The following is a 17,907-nucleotide window of genomic DNA, read 5'->3' as shown; positions in this document are numbered from 1 at the left end:
TCATTTCTGGTCATTACTGACTGTTTCCGGTGGGTAAACGGTGGGCGACACAGTGAGAGCCTGAACCGGCTACTGCCGCGGCGCCATGCGCTGATAATGATCAATCGCCGCCGGCGGGATCCGCCACGATGAAGTCCTGCCGCCCGTCTTGTAAGCGCCCTTCAACGCCTGGGTTCGGCAGTGACGGTTGATGGCCTCCACCTTTTCCTGCAACATCTCGGTCACCTGGTCGGGCGTGTAAGCGCGGACGGTCATACCTGAGGCTGTCTTCTCTGTGGTCATACTTCAAACTAGTCCGTTTCCAAGCTGGTTCATTCTGAGTTCGGCGAAGTGTCAGGCACACCTTTCCTGAGTTTGCGGTCTACCCTCGGTTCTGACCACACATAAGTAAGGCCCCCACCCTTCATCACCGGGTGGGGGCCTACTTGTGTTTAACTATCAGATGAGCTCTTGGAGCTGCCATTAGGGAACAAGTACAGTGCCATGATCTTCAAGATTCCAAGCAGCTCGACTACTACTGCGGTCATCCAGGTGATCAGTACGGCAGGTTCAGTGTCTTTACCAGAAGTGATCACGTAGTACCCCACGCCGGCCGTGCTGGCCAGGATGACGGCAGCAGCCAGAATAGTGGCGAGCCAGAAGAACTTACTGCGGAGTGTGGACATCTGCGTAAGGCGAGCTAGTTCGGCTCTTTGAAGCTCAAGCTGATAGGACTCCAGGTCGGCATCGCTTGGCGCGGAGTCCGCCCCCGACACTAGATCCTCGACACTATAATCGCGGGTGACATCACCTTGCAGCCCGTCAGCAGATAGGGCCGCGAGGGCGGCCCTATCGTCAGGCAATCCGAAGCCTTTCGAGGCGCTTCTTAACTGCTTGGACCGAGACGGCAAAGTGTGAAGCGGTTAGGAACTGTGAACCAGTTTCCTTGTATTTGTTTCGGAACGCCGCCTCAGGCATCAGCAGGTTTCCTGCAAATTCATCTGCATAGAACTCACGCAGATCGTACTTGCGACTCCGCGTCTCAACAAACGAGTACTCGGTATCGCCAGCCTTTTCACGCTCCACATAGTGGCCAATTTCGTGAGCCGTAGTGAACATCTGCCGACCATAGTTCTCGGTACTATCCACAAGAATGATGGGAGTCTTGCCGGTCTCTGCAACGATCGCCCCAGAGACTCCATCCTTCAGAACAGCAAATCTGACATCAAGGTTCTTGGCCCTCGCGATCGCTACAGGATCAACGGGGAACTCGCCATCCCAATAGTTATTCAGGGTTTCTTCGGCCGCGTTACGAGCCGCTTCTTTGACTAGCATTACCCCTCCTTTCCATATTGGTTATCCACAGCCTGTGGATTGCTTATCCACAGGCTGTGCAAATAGTCTAACCTTTGCCATGCTCTAACTTAGGTAGGCTTGCCTAAGCTGCGCCACGATTGCGTCACGCATCACAGCGCTATGCCACGTTACGCCGCTACAGCATCCATGGACCGACACGTCCATGTTGCCCTGTCCTGCCCGAGTACCAGCTCGAAGGTGACGAGTGGTGTTCTGGGATTCCTGCCGATTCTGGCTTGGACTTGCCACACCACAACATCGATACGCAGCGAGCCTCCTTTGGGCGCCCGGGCCGCTGTCGTCCACCATGGCTGCCGCTCGTACCAGCGCGCTGGCTCAGCACCCACATGCCACGTCCGGCCATCCCGGATGAACGACACCGGCACGCCGCCCACGATTACTACTTCCGCACTTTCCATGCCGTGCACGATACGCCGAGGCACTGACAAAGTCCGCCGTCGTCCTTTAGGGTGGGGCCATGGCTGTCTGGCGCCGCAGCATGTGAGCCCCGCTCCAGACACAAGAAACGCCTTGCCCAAGTACCGGAAGCCTGCTCTGCTAACAGTTCGTTCTCAGGCCCGTTGGGCGGATTCCATTGTGTTCATTGGCCTCCTATGGGGTCGCTACTAGCGACCCCCTTCATATCCACCGCCTACCCACCGGAATGCTCGTTTTCAGGCCGCTTTCTTGAGTGCTGCCCGGGCCCGCGGCTCGTTCCTTTGCTGCTTCGCGCTTGGCCACCATGGCTTGATGTACCGTATGAACCTGCTTGAGCTGATACGTTTTGGTGCCATCGTCAGCGATGCAGGCGATGAGCTTTCGACGCGAGGCCCAGTTCTCAGCATCCTTGGGAGTGACATAGACCTGCAGTGCATGAAGGGCTCGCACGATCTGTGGGAGTGGTGCGGTGACGTGCCAGGCTTCGCTGATCATCCACTGCTTCTGCTCGGCAGTTTCGAATCGTTCCCGGCATTCGGTGCATGTTGCCCAGCGTGCGCCGGCAACGGCTTTCAGGTTCCCTCCGCACCCGTTAGGGCAGGGGCCGAGGTCGACCTTCTCCTGTGAATGATCCGCGGCCCTGGCGAGCGGGTGGAGGGCGTCAGCGAGTTCAAGAGCCAAGTCGTACGCCCATGTTTGCCGGCGTATGAGCGCAATGGTTTCAGGGCGCAGCATCCACGCGGCGATGTGGTGCGGTTCCCGTGAGGTCGGGCGCGCCGTCGGGATCTGTGCCGCCCAACCGGTGACGACAGCTTGCAACGTCACGACGTCATCGAGGACCGACAGATTCACGGGCTCGACAGAGGATGCTGTACCGCCCTTGCTGCCAAGTGATTTGGTGCCGACGTCGCGGCGCTGCAACGTAGCCTGCACATTGCCGTACACGTCAAAGACGCGGCGCAGCTGGAACTCAAGGTCAAGGGTGTCTTCATGGCATAGGAACCAGCCGGCGGCCAGGGCAGCGCCGCACCCGCTACAGGGCGTGCCGCTCATGCCCGGTTCCTTGCAACCAGCACCTCGTATGCGGCCTCTCGTGCTTCTCGCGCTGCCTGCTTTTTGAGTGTGGCCAGTGGAGTGTTGGTCATAGAGTCCCGCCATTGCCCGTTGGTTGTCCTCGTGGTCAGGTCGGCCCACTGGATCTTGTCGGCGTTGAGGAGCTCGAGGCGGCCTTTACCCATGATGGCAAGCTGTGACGGCTCGTCGAGGTTGTCGAACCATGCCCGGGCGTCAGGGAACGTGTCTGCCGGCTCCTCAATATCGAACCCGAGTTCTTTCCACGTCTTGGTGACGGGCACGCGGGCGCAGCGGCCCTGGTGGTGGTCGATCGGCCCGGGTTCCTCGGGCGGGTGCATGGTGTCGTGGTTGGCGAGGCAGGACGGGCACGTGCGGCCAGAAAGGGACGCTTGCCACCGCCAACCCTGCAAGATGTCCTTATTCGCCGTGTCGGCCAGCAGAGCCCCTGCGCGATGCATGTCTAGGGTTTCGTTCCGGGCAAACATCACAGCCCGGAATAACCCGCCAGCGAAACGTCCCTTTGCTCGGGAAATCATCCGCTGCCCAGTTTTGCGTGGGTTGTTGCCAAGGGGTGATACCGCGCACCAGTTCAGACTTCATCATGCGCACGACATCGTCGACCAGCGGCCGGGTGTGCTTGTGGATCTGCGTCAACGTCCTGGCGACCATAGCGTCGACGGGTGCGGCTGCGAACGAGTCGAACCCGATACCGATCTTGTCGGCCGGCAGTTGGGGACCAATCATGGCGGCTTGTGCGGTGCGGCCGTCGACTGCCACCGTGGGCAGGTCTGGGCCAACAGTCACACCAACAACTGTCTGCGAGCTCCACGAGCCGCTGGCGTGCCAGCTGTAGGGCGGCAGCTCGGGAGACTCTCCCGCTCTTGGCATCCAAGAACACGTCCAGCATTGCTGCCTCAAGCTCCGGTGCGAGCCCGTCCCAGACGGTCACCCAGGCATTCGCGAGCGCCTTGGTCTGGGCGTCAGTTATGCCGAGGAGTTTCTTTCGAGCCTCGGCGGACAGTTTCAGGGTTTCCGGGGTGATGGCCATTGGTCAAGTCTGGCGTCCACGGCGTGGCCGGTACTTCCGTGCTTCCGCGGGTCGGAAACACCAGTCCGGCTACTGCTTGGTGGCGAGAGCTACAGATATGCGTTTCAGATAGCCGATGACCACCAAGAGAAGCCCGCCAATCGTCAGCGACAGGACCAGCGCCAGGCCGCCGGCGTTCCCAGCCGTCAGAAACGCCGTGACAAGGCCGAGTCCCGCGATCACTGGCCCGAACCCGATGAGTGCGTCGCCCGGGAGTTTGCTTGCTTTGGTCTTGGGAATAGTCATGCGATGAGTCAACCACGAGGCAACGACATCGCCGGAAGCCGGGCCGTCACAATGCGACCGATAAGACAACAATCTGGGGTGCAAGAGGCTGCGCTAGGCCGGAACCAAAGGGAAAGGGTGCGTACACAATTCTGCATGCTCTCCCAAATCCACCGCTTACCCACCACATTGACGCAGTGCGGGCCGTGATTGGCACGTTAGTCGTAACTAGTTCAGGGCTGACCGGCTTAGTACACGTCCAAGGATCCAAGGTTCCCTTCCGGCGAACTCTTGCGAGGGATCCATGAAGTAGAACCGGCGTTTGAGATAGAAGCGTCGCAGTCGTTCCACGTCGCCAGTCTCATCCATTTGCAAAAGCACCAGGTTGTTTCCCCACGTTCGAGCATCGGCATAGAACGCTTCAAGCAGACTTTCACCAACGCCATCGTATCTAGAGTTTTCAGCCACGAACATTCTCACGATGAACGAACACTTCCACCCTTCAGGCTGACTTTCGTATTCCGCTACCAATGACCATGCGGCGGACGTGTGCATCCCTGAAATCCACCCAACAATGAACCCGTCCTGCTCCGCGACTAAGTCTTGTTCAGAGAGGCGCCGTTGGCTGTGGAGGTATCTGTTGCCTACCTCGGGCGCCCACTCGCGAATGAGATTCCCAATCGCCGGATAGTCTGCACGCGTTGCTTCTCGGATTTCCATCCCTCAAGTATCCAGCAATTGGAAGGTCAAATGATGCAACGGACCAGAGCTCGCCTAGAACCCCTCTACGGCCTCTCCGCGTAGCCCTTTGGCGACGTTGAGGAGGAAGTCGCGGTATTGGGGTTCGGCGTCTAGGAGTCCTTCGTCGATGTCTTTGACGATCTCGTCGATACCCTCCGGGGAGGTGTTCCAAACGGACGGATCAATAGGCGCCATAGTTACGCGCCATGGACGGTAAGCCCGGAGTCTACGGCGGCGCGCAGGCTGTCCGTGATCGGGTCGCTGTAGCGGTCCAGGCGGTAGCTCATGAAGTCATAGCTGACGACGTCATGGGTTGGTCCAAATTCTTTATTCAGGTCGCGCAAGTCTGCGGGAAGTACGCCGTTGGTTAGCCAGTATCGGATGCACTAGGCCCGGGTCTGTATCGCGAGGCTTTCCAACCGGATGGCCTGTGCCTTTCCGGCGTGCCAAACTTTCGTGCTCTGGGTGGATTCTGCGGCGATTTCCGAACGCTCCCATTTGCCCTCGTCCAGTTCCTCGAGCTGCGACAAGAGCTTCTCTACGGCGCCCTCCTGCTTTTCGGCTCGCTTGCGGATCCCGTCCGCTTCCTTGTCGAGGGTGTCGGCTTCGGCGGTGAGGACCGCCAGGCGTGCCGTGCGCAAGTTCTTCCCGGCTTCGGTCGCTGCCTGGTCGTAAGCGCGGGCCTTCCGCTCGAGGGTCTGCACCTGCAGAGTGACACGTTCGGCGGCGGTCTCGTCGGCAAGGATCGCGGCGCCGGCGGTTGCGTCGAGTGCGGCGGCTTCTGCCCGGGCTGTTGCCGCTTTGGCCTGCCATTCGGAAACGGTGGCCTCGGCCTTGGCGACGTTGCTCTGTGCGCGTTCAGCGCTGGTTGAAAGAATTCCCATGATGTGGTGGTCCTAAGTCAGTCGGTGCGGGGGTGGCGATGCGGGCGTCAAGTAGGGGCCGCGCTTTGGGGACGATGCTGACTATTGCGAGGAGGCGAGCTTTTCGTTCGGCCCGTCGAGTCAGTGCCTCGTAAATGGGTAGCGGCATCCATCCTGGGCGGGTGGCTGCGTACAGGATCTCTCCGAGGATCTCGGCCTCGTACTCGTCCAATCCGGTGCGCCCGGCCTTGTCGGCGTCGAAAGCTCGGTGAAGTAGTAGCTCATGAGGCAGGCAAACGAACACTGTGCGGCCGTTGCTGTCCCGGATTGCTGAGTCAGCGGCGGCGAGCGTGTCACCTACGCACATGCTGCAGGTGTCACCGATCCCTACTGAGCTGGGCCGTCCGCTGAAGATGGGGCCCATGAGTGGGTGGATCTTTCCGCCGAGGCCGAGCGCGGCCGCCATGATGCTCACAGCTTTGTAACCGTCCCGCTGGCGCGCACAAAGGTTGTTGCTGTGGGTGCGCCTTGCTCGATGATGGTTCGCTTGAGGGCGGCTTCGAATACCGCTTCCTGTCGCTCATCCTCGTAGGTTGTCTTCTTGGCCGCGTTTTCGTAGGCTTCATCGGCAACGGCCCGGGCTTCGTTCTCCGCGGCGTAGATGCCCTTGGACTTGTCGGCACGCATGAGCGCTTCGGTTAGCGCCTTCACGGCTGCGTCTGCTTTGCCTTTGGCGGCCCATGTCTTGGTTGCTTCGAATCCGTCGCCGCGTTCCTGCACTTGCATCTCGCCTCGAGCGGGTGTGCGTGTGACTGGTTGGCCTGTGAGCGCTTCAACTAGGCGGTTGTTCCTGGCCGTCTTCACACGGGAAGGTTCGCCGTTGAGCGCCCGTACGATGTCGTCGTCAGTGGTCATGTTCTGTGCCTCCCCGGTGGGGTTTGTGTTTGTGTGCCCGTCAGTTCCCGGCGCCGGATTGAGGTACGGCGCCGGGAGCCTAACCCGGCCGGGCCCCATGTGAGGCCGGCCATGTTCAGTCTCTCGGGAACGTGTTAGCGGACAGGTGGAACTGCCCACTGGCGGCCATTCTGTGTGCCCACGTGTGGCCAATAGTGGTGGCCGCCAGTGGGCACGGGCCGGAGTTGAATTTTATCGATTTCGGGCTAGTTCTGTTTTGCCAAGCATGAGTCGCTCAGAAGTCGATGTGCGTGGCTCCTGAAGGGTCCTCGCTCACCAGCTCGGGCTGATTGGTAGGGAGGCTTGGGTCGATTGCGCCCATCGGCCGCGGCGACTTATGCGAGGGCCGTGGGAACGTCGTCATGGATTGATCTGGCCATGGAGTCGGCGCCGAAGGGCTGAATGATTTCACTGGCACTGGGGGGCCTTATGGGCCGGTGTTCCCTGTGATTCTGGGGCGCCGACGGTGAGAATGGTGGTCGCAGGTGATGAGCAAGTCGTTCGCGCGGGCAGGGTGATGGGGAGCGATGAAAACGCGTTGCCGTTCTCGCTCGAACCCGTCTGAAGAGCCATCGATCTTTGCAGAGGTTAGCGCTTGAAGTAGTGGTGACCACAGGTCCTGGATGTACCGAAGGCCGCCTGCCCATCAGAGCCGTCGCGAGTACTGGTTGCCTGGACATCTCCAGCGGATTCCGGCCATTTGACGTGGCCGCCAGTGGGCACCGAACATGGCCATGGAGCCCAAAACCGTAGAAGTCCTATTGGCCGCGAGTGGGCAGTTTTAACTGGCCGCCAACAGGAACGTGAAAGGCGGTACTTCCGCGCTTCCGTTCGGCGGCAATTTTGGGTGTTTGTGGTGGGTAAGCGGTGGAAATGAGGATGGGGTCGCCAGTAGCGACCCCATCCTGTCTTTGATTCATTGAGTTTTTACGTGTTATGACCTGCTAACGGTCAATTACCCATTGCCGATTCCGGTCAATTTCGGTCACAGCTGATGGTTTCCGGTGGGCAGTACAAAGCCCTGCTGTACCTCACTGCCGGGGCTGTGCGCGCTGGTAATGTTCAATCGCTGCGGGCGGGACATGCCGCGCCCGTCTTGTAGGCGCCTTAAGTGCTTGGGTGCGGCAATGGGTGCGGATCGAGGAAACCGGTCCCTTCAACATTTCCGCGACCTGCGCAAGTGTGTAAGCGAGGATGGCAACGACTGGGGAACTCTTCTCAGTAGTCAAGATTCAAGCTACCGCGTAGCCGTTGCAAGTCGCGAGGCACTGGACGCGCCGAGTGTATTCCTCTTGAGTCGTTGATAACTCGGCCGCTTACGTACTTGCCGGCGGCGGAGCTGACGATCATGCGGACGTACGCGGCATTCATTCGAACATTCCTCGATCCATCATGCGCTGCACGTATTCAGGGATTAACAGGCCCTGGTGCAGTTTGAGTATATAAAGATGCTCTTCAGCCAGTGCTTGGCGGAACTGCAGTGGGTCAATCCGTTTGGAGAATAGATTCGAGACGTGCATGCTGAGACTCTGGAATCCTGCAAGTAGCGCAGCTTCGGCGCCGCCATCTCTGAATGGGTTTCCTTCAGCCCAATCCAACTCTTGGAGTCTGGCGGTTGCCAGCATTGTCATGATGGTGTCGAAATTCGTAAGCTCTCCACCCATCCCGGGTAGCGCCCAGACCATTCGGAACCTGAGGTTGGCCTTCTTGACTTGCGTTTGAGCGATACCGACTGGCATGCCTTCACCCGTTGCTGCCGCGACAATGTCGGCGTGAGCTGACAGATAGCCGAACAGTGATTCATCCATGTCTTTTCGAAGCTCGTTATTGCTGTTCGCAAGCAGCTGCTTCGCGAATCGTTTCTCGGCCGCCGCGCTGTCCCGCTCCATTTGCCGCAGTTGCTTCTGTGCACTTTTCCAAGCCAGAACTGCGAACAGGGCGAGGGCTATTGTTGCTACGGCAGTAATGACCGCCCCAGAAGTTGCCCATTCATCGAGCCGATAGGCCTCTGGCTCGGTGCAGTAAAGGATGCCTGGCTTGACGCCGCTCTCGGACAAGCGGCAGGTGATTTCCCCCATGATTCTCATGCGTTCCATTGTGCCGTGTTCCGTACCTCATCCATGCACAATCACTTTGTCTTCGATTTCGGCCACGATGTGTCAGTCAGGCAAGAGTGTGTTGCCGCAAGCGGGCAAGCTGTAGTTGGTGATGGCGTGGGTTTTGATCCGGAGCCAGAGAAGCACACCAGTTGCTTCGGTGTCGCTGGCCTGGGAGGAGCGGCGTGGGCAGGTGCGGCGCACATCAGCCGGATGCTGCATCGCAGCTGGCAGAGACCGAGTAATACATGGTGTTACAGCCAGAACCAGGATTCTGGCAGATTGTGACACATACTTGTCTAACACGCACACACGTGCGGGAACAATAGTGGGGGGTAAATCTTTGGACCGGATAGTGAAGTCGCTTGCTGACACGTTTGCCGTTGCAGAGGGGCTGCAGGCACAGGACGAGGCAACGCAGTTTGAGGCATTTGTCGCCAAGGCAATTCTCAAGGCACACTTCGACGACGATTTTAGCCCACTTGATTTTGTTATAGGAGCAGGTGGGGACCTTGGCGTTGATGTTGCAGGAGTGCTCATTAATGGTGATCTGCTTCTAGATGCTGCGGATATCAAACAAGCAGTCGCCAAATCTCGGAAACTTGATGTGAAGTTCATCTTGATTCAAGCGAAACGGTCCCAGAGCTTTGAGGCTGCGGTGCTGACCGAATTGGGCGATAACTTGCGTCACCTTTTTGTTGAAAAGGATGTCGCATATCCTGCCAACGAGGATGTGCTGAATCTCAAGAAGTCCATCGATGCAATATTTGAAGACATCTCCAAAATCTCGCACAATCTACCTGAGATTGCCGTTTACTATGCCACAACGGGAAACGTGGGAGACGACCTGCTGAACAAGAAGGCGATAGCAGCCGCCAAGCGTCTCGATGAGACCAACTATTTTTCCAAAATTTCGGTTGAACCAATAGGAGCTAGAGGCCTGCGTGATCTTTACCAGGCAGCGTCGGCAGCCGCTACTGCGGACTTTACGATGGACAAACGCCTTACTTTGCCCAAGATGCCGGGGGTTACTCAATCGTTTCTTGGCGTTCTTCCTGCCAAAGAACTAGTCAGGTTGCTGACTGACATCGGAGGAGGCATACGGAAGAGCGTGTTCTTCGATAACGTTCGGGATTTCCAAGACTACAACCCTGTAAACATGGAGATCCTGAGCACTCTGAATGATGCCGTTGGTCAGCATAGATTTGCAGTTCTTAACAACGGGATAACCATCGTTTCAAGATCGCTGGCATTGGCGGGCGACGATTTTCAGTTGAAAGACTTTCAGATTGTTAACGGCTGCCAAACTTGTCACGTGCTGTTCCACGCCAAAGAAATACTAACTGATGATGTCCATGTTAGTGTTCGTCTGATCCAGTCGCAGGATGAGGAAGTAATCTCGGGAATCACAGCGGCCACCAATCGTCAGACAGCAGTGACAGATGACGATCTTGCAGCACAAGAGCATTTCCATAAAGACTTGGAAGCGTTATTCCCAACCTTCGAACCAGCTGAAAGGCTCTACTACGAGCGTCGCTCAAAACAATATGCAGACATGTTGGAAGTCGAACGCACGCGAATAGTCACTAAAGCACAGGCTACGAAGTCATTTGCTTCGATGTTTTTGGATGAACCTGCTCGCGCCGGACGATACATAAATGAGCTTAAAGAAGATCGCAAAGCTGATTTGTTTAACCCGATTCAAAACACTCTTGCATACTATACGAGTTCTGCGGCATTTTATCGTATTGAATGGATGTTGCGCAATAAGCGCATCCCTCGTGAGTATGCGCCCGCCCGCTACCAGCTCCTGATGGGTATTAAATTGCATGTCTTGGGAGATGGGCGACTACCTCAGGGTGACCGGAAATCTAAAGCATCCTGCGACAAGCTCCTGCCACTGGTATGGGACGCTGAAAAGCTTGAGATACTCGTAAAAGGACTCTTAGATCTGATTGACGCAACCGTTGAGGCAGAGACGCCTGGAGCAGTTTTGAACCGTGACAGTGTCCGTACTAAAGCGTTCACGGAAGGCTTTAAGGCCCGAGTGCTTGCCGCTCGGCCTGGAAGTAATGGGAGTTAGACCGTGGGCAATTTTAGAAACGCGGACATGGAACCAAAGTCCAGTTTGGTGTACCGGCAAGGAGAGCTAAAGTTTGTGATATGGCGATAGCTCGAACTCGGACAATTTTGACATTCTTATTATTCACTAACTGATGTTTTTTCTTTTGTTTGAGGTTGCTGCCATCAGATTCACTCGACCTAGGTCAACTAAGTAAACTTCTGTCCTGCAGACCAAGCGACCCCCCAACGGCCAATGTCAGAACAGGTTTTTGGCCGACTCGGCAAGCAGAGAGGGAAATCCCGCCACCAAATTTGTGCGGGATTTCCCTCCAGCAGTTACGGTTAGTCCATGATCCTGAACCTGCTATCCACGCCCCCGAGTACACCGCAACCTTTTGAACTGGCATCCGGGGGTGGCGGCCCGGATTGGATTACAGTTGGAGTGAGCCTGATTTCGGCGCTAATCGGTGCGGGGGCCGCTATCTGGGCGCAGCGGCAAGAAGCAAAAAGGGCCAGTAACGCTGGGTATGGTGTCCGACTGGACGCCGCAATTATCGCCTACATTCGGGTAACGAAAGAGTGGCACAGAGGGGCTAAAGCCATTCCAGTTCCGACATCCGGTTCCGTAGCCGTTGAATTCGCTGGCCCCGACCCATTCGACCTTAGCTACGTAACCGCCGAGGTTGAAATGATGTGGATGGTCTCCAGAGGGGAAGACGTCGAGGTAATGAAAGCGCTGAGTCGGTCATTAGTCAGACTGGACGGACTCCCAAACAGTGAGGTGAAGATCGCTGAGATACGTGTAACCGGGGCAATTTTGCGAGCCTGGCGAAATGGGAGTTATGACCGCGATAAGGCGTTGGAGAGACTCCGGGGGCTCGCTGTCAGAAACGTAGTATTGAACGAGTCGAGGTAGAGGGAAAGAGCCTCGACAACGAAGATGCCATCCCTGCCAATTTTGAACGCCAAGCGCCATGGATTTCTGAAGGGGTAAGACGAATTGCAACCGACTCGCCATAAACTCTCCACAATCAACGCAAACTGGAGAGTGTTTAGTACCTCCCATTGTCATTAATCATCCGCGAAAACATGGGCCAATGCGGGGTAGTGGCAAGGAATAGCAACCCGATGCTTGTAAAGCGGGGTGTAAAACGTTGAAAACTATTGGTAAGTGTCAGGCGCCGAATGCACCTCTGACCTGCGGCGATGTTTTTCTGCTTGCATTGGACCGGAGAATTTAGACTGGCTATCCCACAAAGCAATAGCGGTTCGAATGTCTAGACGCTGGCCTGCCCGGGCGGTGACATAGGGTGTTCCTGTGCCCGAACTTCACTCATCTTCCGCTGACCCTCTGCAGGATGCTCCGGCTCCTGCTGCGCCAGCAGCTTTTGCGTCCCTCACTTTCAGCCACGTTCTCGCTGGCGTGGGAGCCGATTTTGACCCTTCCGTCCGGCTGGATGACGTCCACCTGATCCGCCACGCCTTCAAGCCGAACGATCCGGAAGGGTTGCGTGGGCCCGAAGACGTGACCGACGAACGAGTCCTGTACTACACCAGAAAGCAGAACCTCTCCGCGCGTCGCTTCCCGGCAAATCCACCGAGGTACTGGGTGGTCTTCCTGGCCGATGGCAAACGGCGCTCCCGGCTCTGGGGCACCTTCGAGAACCATGGTGAGGTGATCGAAGAGCGTACTGATGAGGTTCGATGTTACGACCTGCGTCCGTCGCCGTTCCTCTCGCCCTTGAACGACCGCCTGGTCGTCGAATGGGATACTCCTCGAAGCTGGCATAGAAGCGCATCCGCGGCCAGTGCCATGCGCATGCCCGTGCTGGAGATTGCCGACCGCGACAAAGTCCCCTTCCCTGGGTTCGACGGCGTCCTGCTCAGTTACCAGCAGCTGATGGACATGGTGGATGATCCTCGCTATGCCGACTGGCGGGCAGCACTGTCCGAGGTCCAGGGGATTTACCTCATCACCGACTCGACCAACGGCAAGCAGTACGTAGGCAAGGCGGACGGTTCCGAACGAATCCTCGGCCGATGGACGAGCTATGCCAAGGACGGCCACGGCGGGAACATAGCCCTCCGCGAGCTCGCATACATCAGCGTTCCTGGCGAGGCGAAAAAGCAGAAGACCGACCATGCGCGTCACTTCGTCTTCAGCCTCCTGCGCGTGTTTGGGCCCAGCACGCCCTCCACGGAAGTGAACTCGGCGGAGTCCCACTACAAGGCAGCCTTGATGACCCGCCAGTTTGGGCTCAACAGGAACTGATCGACCGCCGAGCACAAAGACCGCCGGCCTTGCCCGTTGGAGCTGGGGGACGTTCCATTTCCTCTATGCTCAGGACACCCGAGATCACAGCATTCAACTCGATCGGGATTTACCCGGGCCCGTGGGATCAGGTTGACCGAACGAGAGAGAATCTAAACCTCCAACCGGGCAACTGTCTGCAGAGACGGGGCTCATGAAACAGTTCGGTGGTGACATATTAGAAGATGGCAGATGCGCAAGGAGTCCTGCGTGACAACCAGAATCAATAGTGGGTCAACCCAGCCCTGACCCACTATGAAGCGCCGCGGGAGGCGGCCTCCTTGATAGTCGCTGACAGACAACGGAAGATGCCTATGGGTCAGCAACTCGCAAGGTTAGATTGGCACTTGTGTAGGTATACACGATCAATGGTCAAATAACAGCGAATTCTTCGTGGCCGGAATTGGGTCAACAGGCGTCGCAAGACGTCGGCCGCCTACAAATGCACTGACGTTTTCCACGACGAGCTGTGACATTGCTTCTCGCGTTTGCAACGTCGCGCTAGCCATATGTGGAGTGAGTACTACGTTTGGGAGTCCCTGCAGCTCCTTGGGAACCCGGGGCTCGTCAGCGAAAACGTCGAGACCCGCACCGCCAAGCTCGCTCGCATGGAGCACTTCAATGAGCTCTACTTCATCCACGACTGATCCGCGACTGACATTGATGAGGAGGCCATGCGGGCCGAGGGCTCGTAGGATTTCAGCATTGATGAGCCTTTTGGTTTCTTTCCCTCCGGGGACACAGACAATGAGAGTATCTGCCCACGTAGCAAGTTTCATCAATGATGGTTCGAAGCCATGGGGGAGCTCCTGCTTGGGATGGCGGGAGAAGTACCGGACTGGCATGTCGAAAGCCAAAGCCCTTCGTGCGATCGCTTCTCCGATTCGCCCCATGCCAACGATGCCCAGTCGTGACCCGGACACCTTGCTCGTCCAGGTATAGCCGCCTCCGGCCCACGCGCCGGACTCTAGGAAGCGCTGTGCTGCCGGGATCTGACGTGAGGTCGCCAACAAGAGACCGATGGCTAGGTCGGCTACGTCGTCCGTCAGTACGTCCGGAGTATTGCTTACCTGCACTCCATGCTCACGTGCTGCCTGCAGATCGATACCGTCATAGCCCACTCCGAAGTTGGCGATGAGCCCGAGCGAAGGTAGCGACTGGATCCGCTCGCGCGTAACGGTGTCCTCACCATTGGTCATCAAGATTTCGAACTCCTCTGCCCGCGCAGTGAAATCTGCGGCAGAGAGGGTGTGGAAGTCGACGATCTCGTGGTCCTGACCAAGCGCATTGATCAGCATGTCCGGGAGGGGCGCGTGTTGTAGAAGGGGCGTCTTCCGCCTCGACGTGAAGAGCTGGGAGTCAGTGCTGGGGGTCATCGAGTAGGCACCTCGCCTGTCGGTGTTTTGTCGTGTGAACCTGAAATAGCCGACCCAGCTGATGGGACTGTCGGGTGATTGTGCGAACGGTGATTGCGGGTGACTAGCCGCCCTAGTACACCGCCGACGATCAGCGCCACAGCGATAAGGAGCAAGCCGCCGTTGTAGTTTCCTGTGCTGTCTTTGATGGCGCCAAGGACGGGCGGCAGGCCAAGGCCGGCAAACTGGGCCACGGTATTGATAACGGCGATGGACGCTGCGGCTGCGACGCCTACGATCTTTTCTGTCGTCACGGCCCAGAACACTGGAGTTAGGGCGAAGGTAAGGCCCACTGCAAGAATAAGCAGTACGTAGGCGACCGCGGGCGGGCTGTACGGGGCCAATGCCATGCAGACGCCGGCCGCGATGAGCGGAAATGAGAGGTGCTTGGAACGCTCGCCGGTTCGGTCGGAGCTGCGGCCGTTGAAGTACATGAAGATGCAGGCGACCAGGAACGGCACTGCGGACAGTACTCCGACCATGACGCTGCTGGAGTTCGGGACCAGCCCTTTGAGGATCAGCGGCATGAAAAGGGTGGCGCCGATGGTGCAAAACGCTTGGAACAGCCAGACTGCAGAAAGTCCGATGACGGTCCGGTTGGCGATCGCCTTGTACCAGGGGACGTGGGCGCCGATGATGGCTGTACCACGTTCGGCCTCGAGGACGGCGACCAGGTCGTCGGCTTCGGCGCGCGAGAGCCATGGCGCCTTATGCGGGGTGTCACGCATCACGAAGAGGATGACGACGCCCAGAATAAGGGCGGGGATGCCCTCGATCAGGAACAGCCAGCGCCAGCCGGTCATGCCCAGGAAGCCATGCATATTCAGAATCAGGCCGCCCAGAGGAAGACCCACCACAGAGGCGCCAACGGAACCCATGTAGAAGAAGGACATTGCGCGGGCACGGTTGGCCTGCGGGAACCATTGCGAGAGGTAGTAGATGATGCCCGGGGCGAAGCCAGCTTCGGCGGCACCGAGGAGAAGTCGCAGCGTGTAGAGCTGCCATGGCTGCTGGACCATGAACATCATGGAACTGATGATGCCCCAGGAGATCATAATGCGGGCAATCCAGATGCGGGGCCCCACCTTCGTCATGAGGAGGTTGGAGGGCACCTCAAAAATTAGATAGGTGATGTAGAAGACGGAGACGCCGACACCGTACATGGTGGCCGTTAGTCCTAGGTCGGCGTTCATTTGGAGTGCCGCGATGGAGATGTTTGTCTTGTCCAGATTGGCGATGAAGTAGCAGATGATGACTAGGGGGATGATCTTCAGGTTCAGTTTGCGAAGAATCGACGGAGCGAGTGTTGCATTCATAGGGTCACCTCGTTGTGAAGGGGAATGAAATATTTTTGGGGTGGACTGTGTGAGGGCATAAACGGTCGGGGAAAGTCATCACCACTCCGCGAAGGAGCCGTCGGCGTGACGCCATACCGGGTTTCGCCAACGGTGACCTTGCTCGGCGCGCTCGATGACGTATTCCTCATTGATGTTTACGCCTAGGCCGGGCCCGGATGGGATCTTGACCATGCCGTCTGCGTAGTCGAACACGCTCGGGTCCGTAACGTAATCGAGCAGGTCGTTGGATTTGTTGTAGTGAATCCCCAGGCTTTGTTCCTGGATTACTGCGTTGTAGCTGACTGCGTCCACCGCCAGGCAGGCGGCCAAAGCGATTGGTCCCAAGGGGCAATGCGGTGCCAACGCGACGTCGTATGTCTCGGCCATGGCGGCAATTTTGCGGACTTCCGTGATGCCGCCGGCGTGGGACAAATCGGGCTGGATAATGTCCACGACGCCGCTCTCCAGCACGTGGCGGAAGTCCCAGCGCGAGTACAGGCGTTCGCCTAGCGCGATCGGGGTGGAGGACGCGCGCAGCACGTCGGCGATGCCGTCCACGTGTTCGGAGAGGACGGGTTCCTCTACGAACATGAGGTGGCACTGTTCCAGTTCGGAGAGCAATACGCGAGCCATGGGGCGGTGTACGCGCCCGTGGAAGTCGACGCCGATGCCGATATTGGGCCCCACCGCGTCGCGGATCTCGGACACGTTGTGCACCACACGCTCGACTTTGTCCCACGTATCGATGTACTGCATTTCCTCCGGCCCGTTCATCTTTACGGCGCTGAAACCTCGCTCGACGGCGTCGCGCGCCTGAGCGGCAGTCTCTCCCGGCCGGTCTCCGCCGATCCACGAGTAAACCTTAATGGAATCTCGAAGCTGCCCGCCAAGTAGCTCGTGGACGGGTACGCCGAGTGCCTTGCCCTTGATGTCCCACAAAGCCTGATCGAGTCCAGCCAACGCGGACATGTGGATGCCGCCGCCGCGGTAGAAACCCGAGCGGTACATGACCGTCCAGTGGTCCTCGATGCGGCGCGGATCCTTGCCGATCAGGTAGTCGGCCAGCTCGTCCACGGCGGCCGCGACAGTAGCCGCACGCCCCTCCAGCACGGGCTCGCCCCAGCCGACCACGCCAGTGTCGGTCTCCACCTTCACGAAGAGCCAACGCGGAGGGACGGCATAGGTGGTTATGGATTTGATCTTCATCGATGAAATGCCTTTCGAATGACGGGGTTTTGGGTGACGCGTTCAATGCTCGACACTGCGTGCCAGACAGGCGTGCGTGAGCTAGCGCAGGGCTAGTCATTCGTACGTGGGAGATAGCCGGCACCGGCGGCGGAGACTTACATGGCCTGGTGAGAATTCCACGCTGCCACGAGCGAGGCAGCACGCGAGGCAACCTCCTCGATGGTGCGGCCCGGTTTGTACAACCAGGAACCGATACCCGCTCCCGCAGCGCCAGCCTGCAGCCATGACGTAAGAGTTTTGTCGTCGACGCCGCCGACGGGTAGCAGTTGCGTTCCGGCGGGAAGGACCGAAGACCAGGCCTTCATCCCGGTGATCCCCACAGTCTCTGAAGGGAAGATCTTCAGCGCGGTTGCGCCGATCTGGAGCGCGGCGAAAGCCTCCGTGGGAGTGGCTACACCCGGGTAGCTGGCCAGGCCCAGGGTGGTCGCGGCCGCGATGACGTCGGCGTTGGCGTTTGGGGAGACGGTCAGTTGGCCGCCCGCCGCCGCCACGTCGGCCACCTGCGCGCGGGTCAGGACCGTACCAGCGCCGACCCGGGCATCGTCAGGCAGATCCTCGCGCAATATGCGGATGGACTCGAGCGGCTCAGGGGAATTGAGAGGAACCTCAAGGGTGCGGATGCCGGCGCCATAAAGCGCGCGGCCGATTTCGGGGGCCTCCTCGGGGGTGAGGCCGCGCAGGATGGCGATGAGTCCAGTGGGGGAGGAATACATGGGAGG

18 protein-coding genes are annotated in these 17,907 nt (G+C 58.3%); 2 read left to right on the top strand and 16 right to left on the bottom strand.

Annotation, left to right across the window (positions count from 1 at the left end):
• Nucleotides 1-69: 69 nt before the first annotated feature.
• From AC1L6K_RS20080 to AC1L6K_RS20025, 12 genes are all read right to left on the bottom strand, one after another.
• Nucleotides 70-282, bottom strand: coding sequence for a helix-turn-helix domain-containing protein (locus AC1L6K_RS20080; protein WP_480950586.1), 213 nt, complete (start codon nucleotides 280-282; stop codon nucleotides 70-72).
• Nucleotides 283-431: 149 nt separating this feature from the next.
• Nucleotides 432-842, bottom strand: coding sequence for a hypothetical protein (locus tag AC1L6K_RS20075; RefSeq protein WP_480950585.1), 411 nt, complete (start codon nucleotides 840-842; stop codon nucleotides 432-434).
• A complete protein-coding gene (locus AC1L6K_RS20070; protein WP_480950584.1) occupies nucleotides 835-1,314 on the bottom strand; it encodes an ImmA/IrrE family metallo-endopeptidase in 480 nt (159 codons plus the stop codon). Before AC1L6K_RS20070 ends, AC1L6K_RS20075 begins: the two co-directional genes overlap by 8 nt.
• A gap of 660 nt (nucleotides 1,315-1,974) precedes the next feature.
• The gene (locus tag AC1L6K_RS20065; protein WP_480950583.1) at nucleotides 1,975-2,826 is read right to left on the bottom strand and encodes a hypothetical protein; all 852 of its coding nucleotides are present in this window, start codon (nucleotides 2,824-2,826) and stop codon (nucleotides 1,975-1,977) included.
• On the bottom strand, nucleotides 2,823-3,185 hold the full coding sequence (locus tag AC1L6K_RS20060) for a hypothetical protein (RefSeq protein WP_480950582.1): 363 nt from the start codon (nucleotides 3,183-3,185) through the stop codon (nucleotides 2,823-2,825). Before AC1L6K_RS20060 ends, AC1L6K_RS20065 begins: the two co-directional genes overlap by 4 nt.
• 79 nt (nucleotides 3,186-3,264) lie before the next feature.
• Nucleotides 3,265-3,651 carry a hypothetical protein gene (locus tag AC1L6K_RS20055; RefSeq protein WP_480950581.1) on the bottom strand — a complete coding sequence of 129 codons (387 nt, stop codon included), beginning with the start codon at nucleotides 3,649-3,651 and terminating at the stop codon, nucleotides 3,265-3,267.
• A 313-nt stretch (nucleotides 3,652-3,964) separates the two neighbouring features.
• The gene (locus AC1L6K_RS20050; protein ID WP_480950580.1) at nucleotides 3,965-4,180 is read right to left on the bottom strand and encodes a hypothetical protein; all 216 of its coding nucleotides are present in this window, start codon (nucleotides 4,178-4,180) and stop codon (nucleotides 3,965-3,967) included.
• Between the two features lie 207 nt (nucleotides 4,181-4,387).
• Nucleotides 4,388-4,879: a GNAT family N-acetyltransferase gene (locus tag AC1L6K_RS20045; RefSeq protein ID WP_480950579.1), complete on the bottom strand. Its 492-nt coding sequence runs from the start codon at nucleotides 4,877-4,879 to the stop codon at nucleotides 4,388-4,390.
• Nucleotides 4,880-4,933: 54 nt separating this feature from the next.
• Nucleotides 4,934-5,095 carry a hypothetical protein gene (locus AC1L6K_RS20040; RefSeq protein ID WP_480950578.1) on the bottom strand — a complete coding sequence of 54 codons (162 nt, stop codon included), beginning with the start codon at nucleotides 5,093-5,095 and terminating at the stop codon, nucleotides 4,934-4,936.
• A 191-nt stretch (nucleotides 5,096-5,286) separates the two neighbouring features.
• Complete coding sequence (locus AC1L6K_RS20035; RefSeq protein ID WP_480950577.1) at nucleotides 5,287-5,784, bottom strand: hypothetical protein; 498 nt, start codon at nucleotides 5,782-5,784, stop codon at nucleotides 5,287-5,289.
• A gap of 450 nt (nucleotides 5,785-6,234) precedes the next feature.
• Nucleotides 6,235-6,678, bottom strand: coding sequence for a hypothetical protein (locus AC1L6K_RS20030; protein ID WP_480950576.1), 444 nt, complete (start codon nucleotides 6,676-6,678; stop codon nucleotides 6,235-6,237).
• Nucleotides 6,679-8,084: 1,406 nt separating this feature from the next.
• Nucleotides 8,085-8,804, bottom strand: a complete 720-nt coding sequence (locus tag AC1L6K_RS20025) for a hypothetical protein (protein WP_480950575.1) — start codon at nucleotides 8,802-8,804, stop codon at nucleotides 8,085-8,087.
• A 364-nt stretch (nucleotides 8,805-9,168) separates the two neighbouring features.
• On the opposite strand from AC1L6K_RS20025, the gene AC1L6K_RS20020 reads away from it, so the two are divergent.
• Together AC1L6K_RS20020 and AC1L6K_RS20015 are read left to right on the top strand one after the other, a co-directional pair.
• Nucleotides 9,169-10,896 carry an AIPR family protein gene (locus tag AC1L6K_RS20020; RefSeq protein WP_480950574.1) on the top strand — a complete coding sequence of 576 codons (1,728 nt, stop codon included), beginning with the start codon at nucleotides 9,169-9,171 and terminating at the stop codon, nucleotides 10,894-10,896.
• A gap of 1,404 nt (nucleotides 10,897-12,300) precedes the next feature.
• Nucleotides 12,301-13,149, top strand: coding sequence for a GIY-YIG nuclease family protein (locus tag AC1L6K_RS20015; RefSeq protein WP_480950573.1), 849 nt, complete (start codon nucleotides 12,301-12,303; stop codon nucleotides 13,147-13,149).
• 404 nt (nucleotides 13,150-13,553) lie between these two features.
• Here AC1L6K_RS20015 and AC1L6K_RS20010 read toward each other — a convergent pair whose 3' ends face one another.
• The 4 genes from AC1L6K_RS20010 to AC1L6K_RS19995 form a co-directional block, all read right to left on the bottom strand.
• Nucleotides 13,554-14,486: a 2-hydroxyacid dehydrogenase gene (locus tag AC1L6K_RS20010; RefSeq protein ID WP_480950572.1), complete on the bottom strand. Its 933-nt coding sequence runs from the start codon at nucleotides 14,484-14,486 to the stop codon at nucleotides 13,554-13,556.
• Nucleotides 14,487-14,560: 74 nt separating this feature from the next.
• A complete protein-coding gene (locus AC1L6K_RS20005; protein WP_480950571.1) occupies nucleotides 14,561-15,919 on the bottom strand; it encodes an MFS transporter in 1,359 nt (452 codons plus the stop codon).
• A 78-nt stretch (nucleotides 15,920-15,997) separates the two neighbouring features.
• On the bottom strand, nucleotides 15,998-17,146 hold the full coding sequence (gene dgoD, locus AC1L6K_RS20000) for a galactonate dehydratase (protein ID WP_480950570.1): 1,149 nt from the start codon (nucleotides 17,144-17,146) through the stop codon (nucleotides 15,998-16,000).
• A gap of 137 nt (nucleotides 17,147-17,283) precedes the next feature.
• Nucleotides 17,284-17,901 carry a 2-dehydro-3-deoxy-6-phosphogalactonate aldolase gene (locus AC1L6K_RS19995; RefSeq protein WP_480950569.1) on the bottom strand — a complete coding sequence of 206 codons (618 nt, stop codon included), beginning with the start codon at nucleotides 17,899-17,901 and terminating at the stop codon, nucleotides 17,284-17,286.
• Nucleotides 17,902-17,907 lie beyond the last annotated feature (6 nt).

Source organism: Specibacter sp. BI4 (assembly GCF_056680095.1).
Note: the sequence above shows the minus strand (reverse complement) of the source record. Positions and strands in the feature narration are given on the sequence as shown.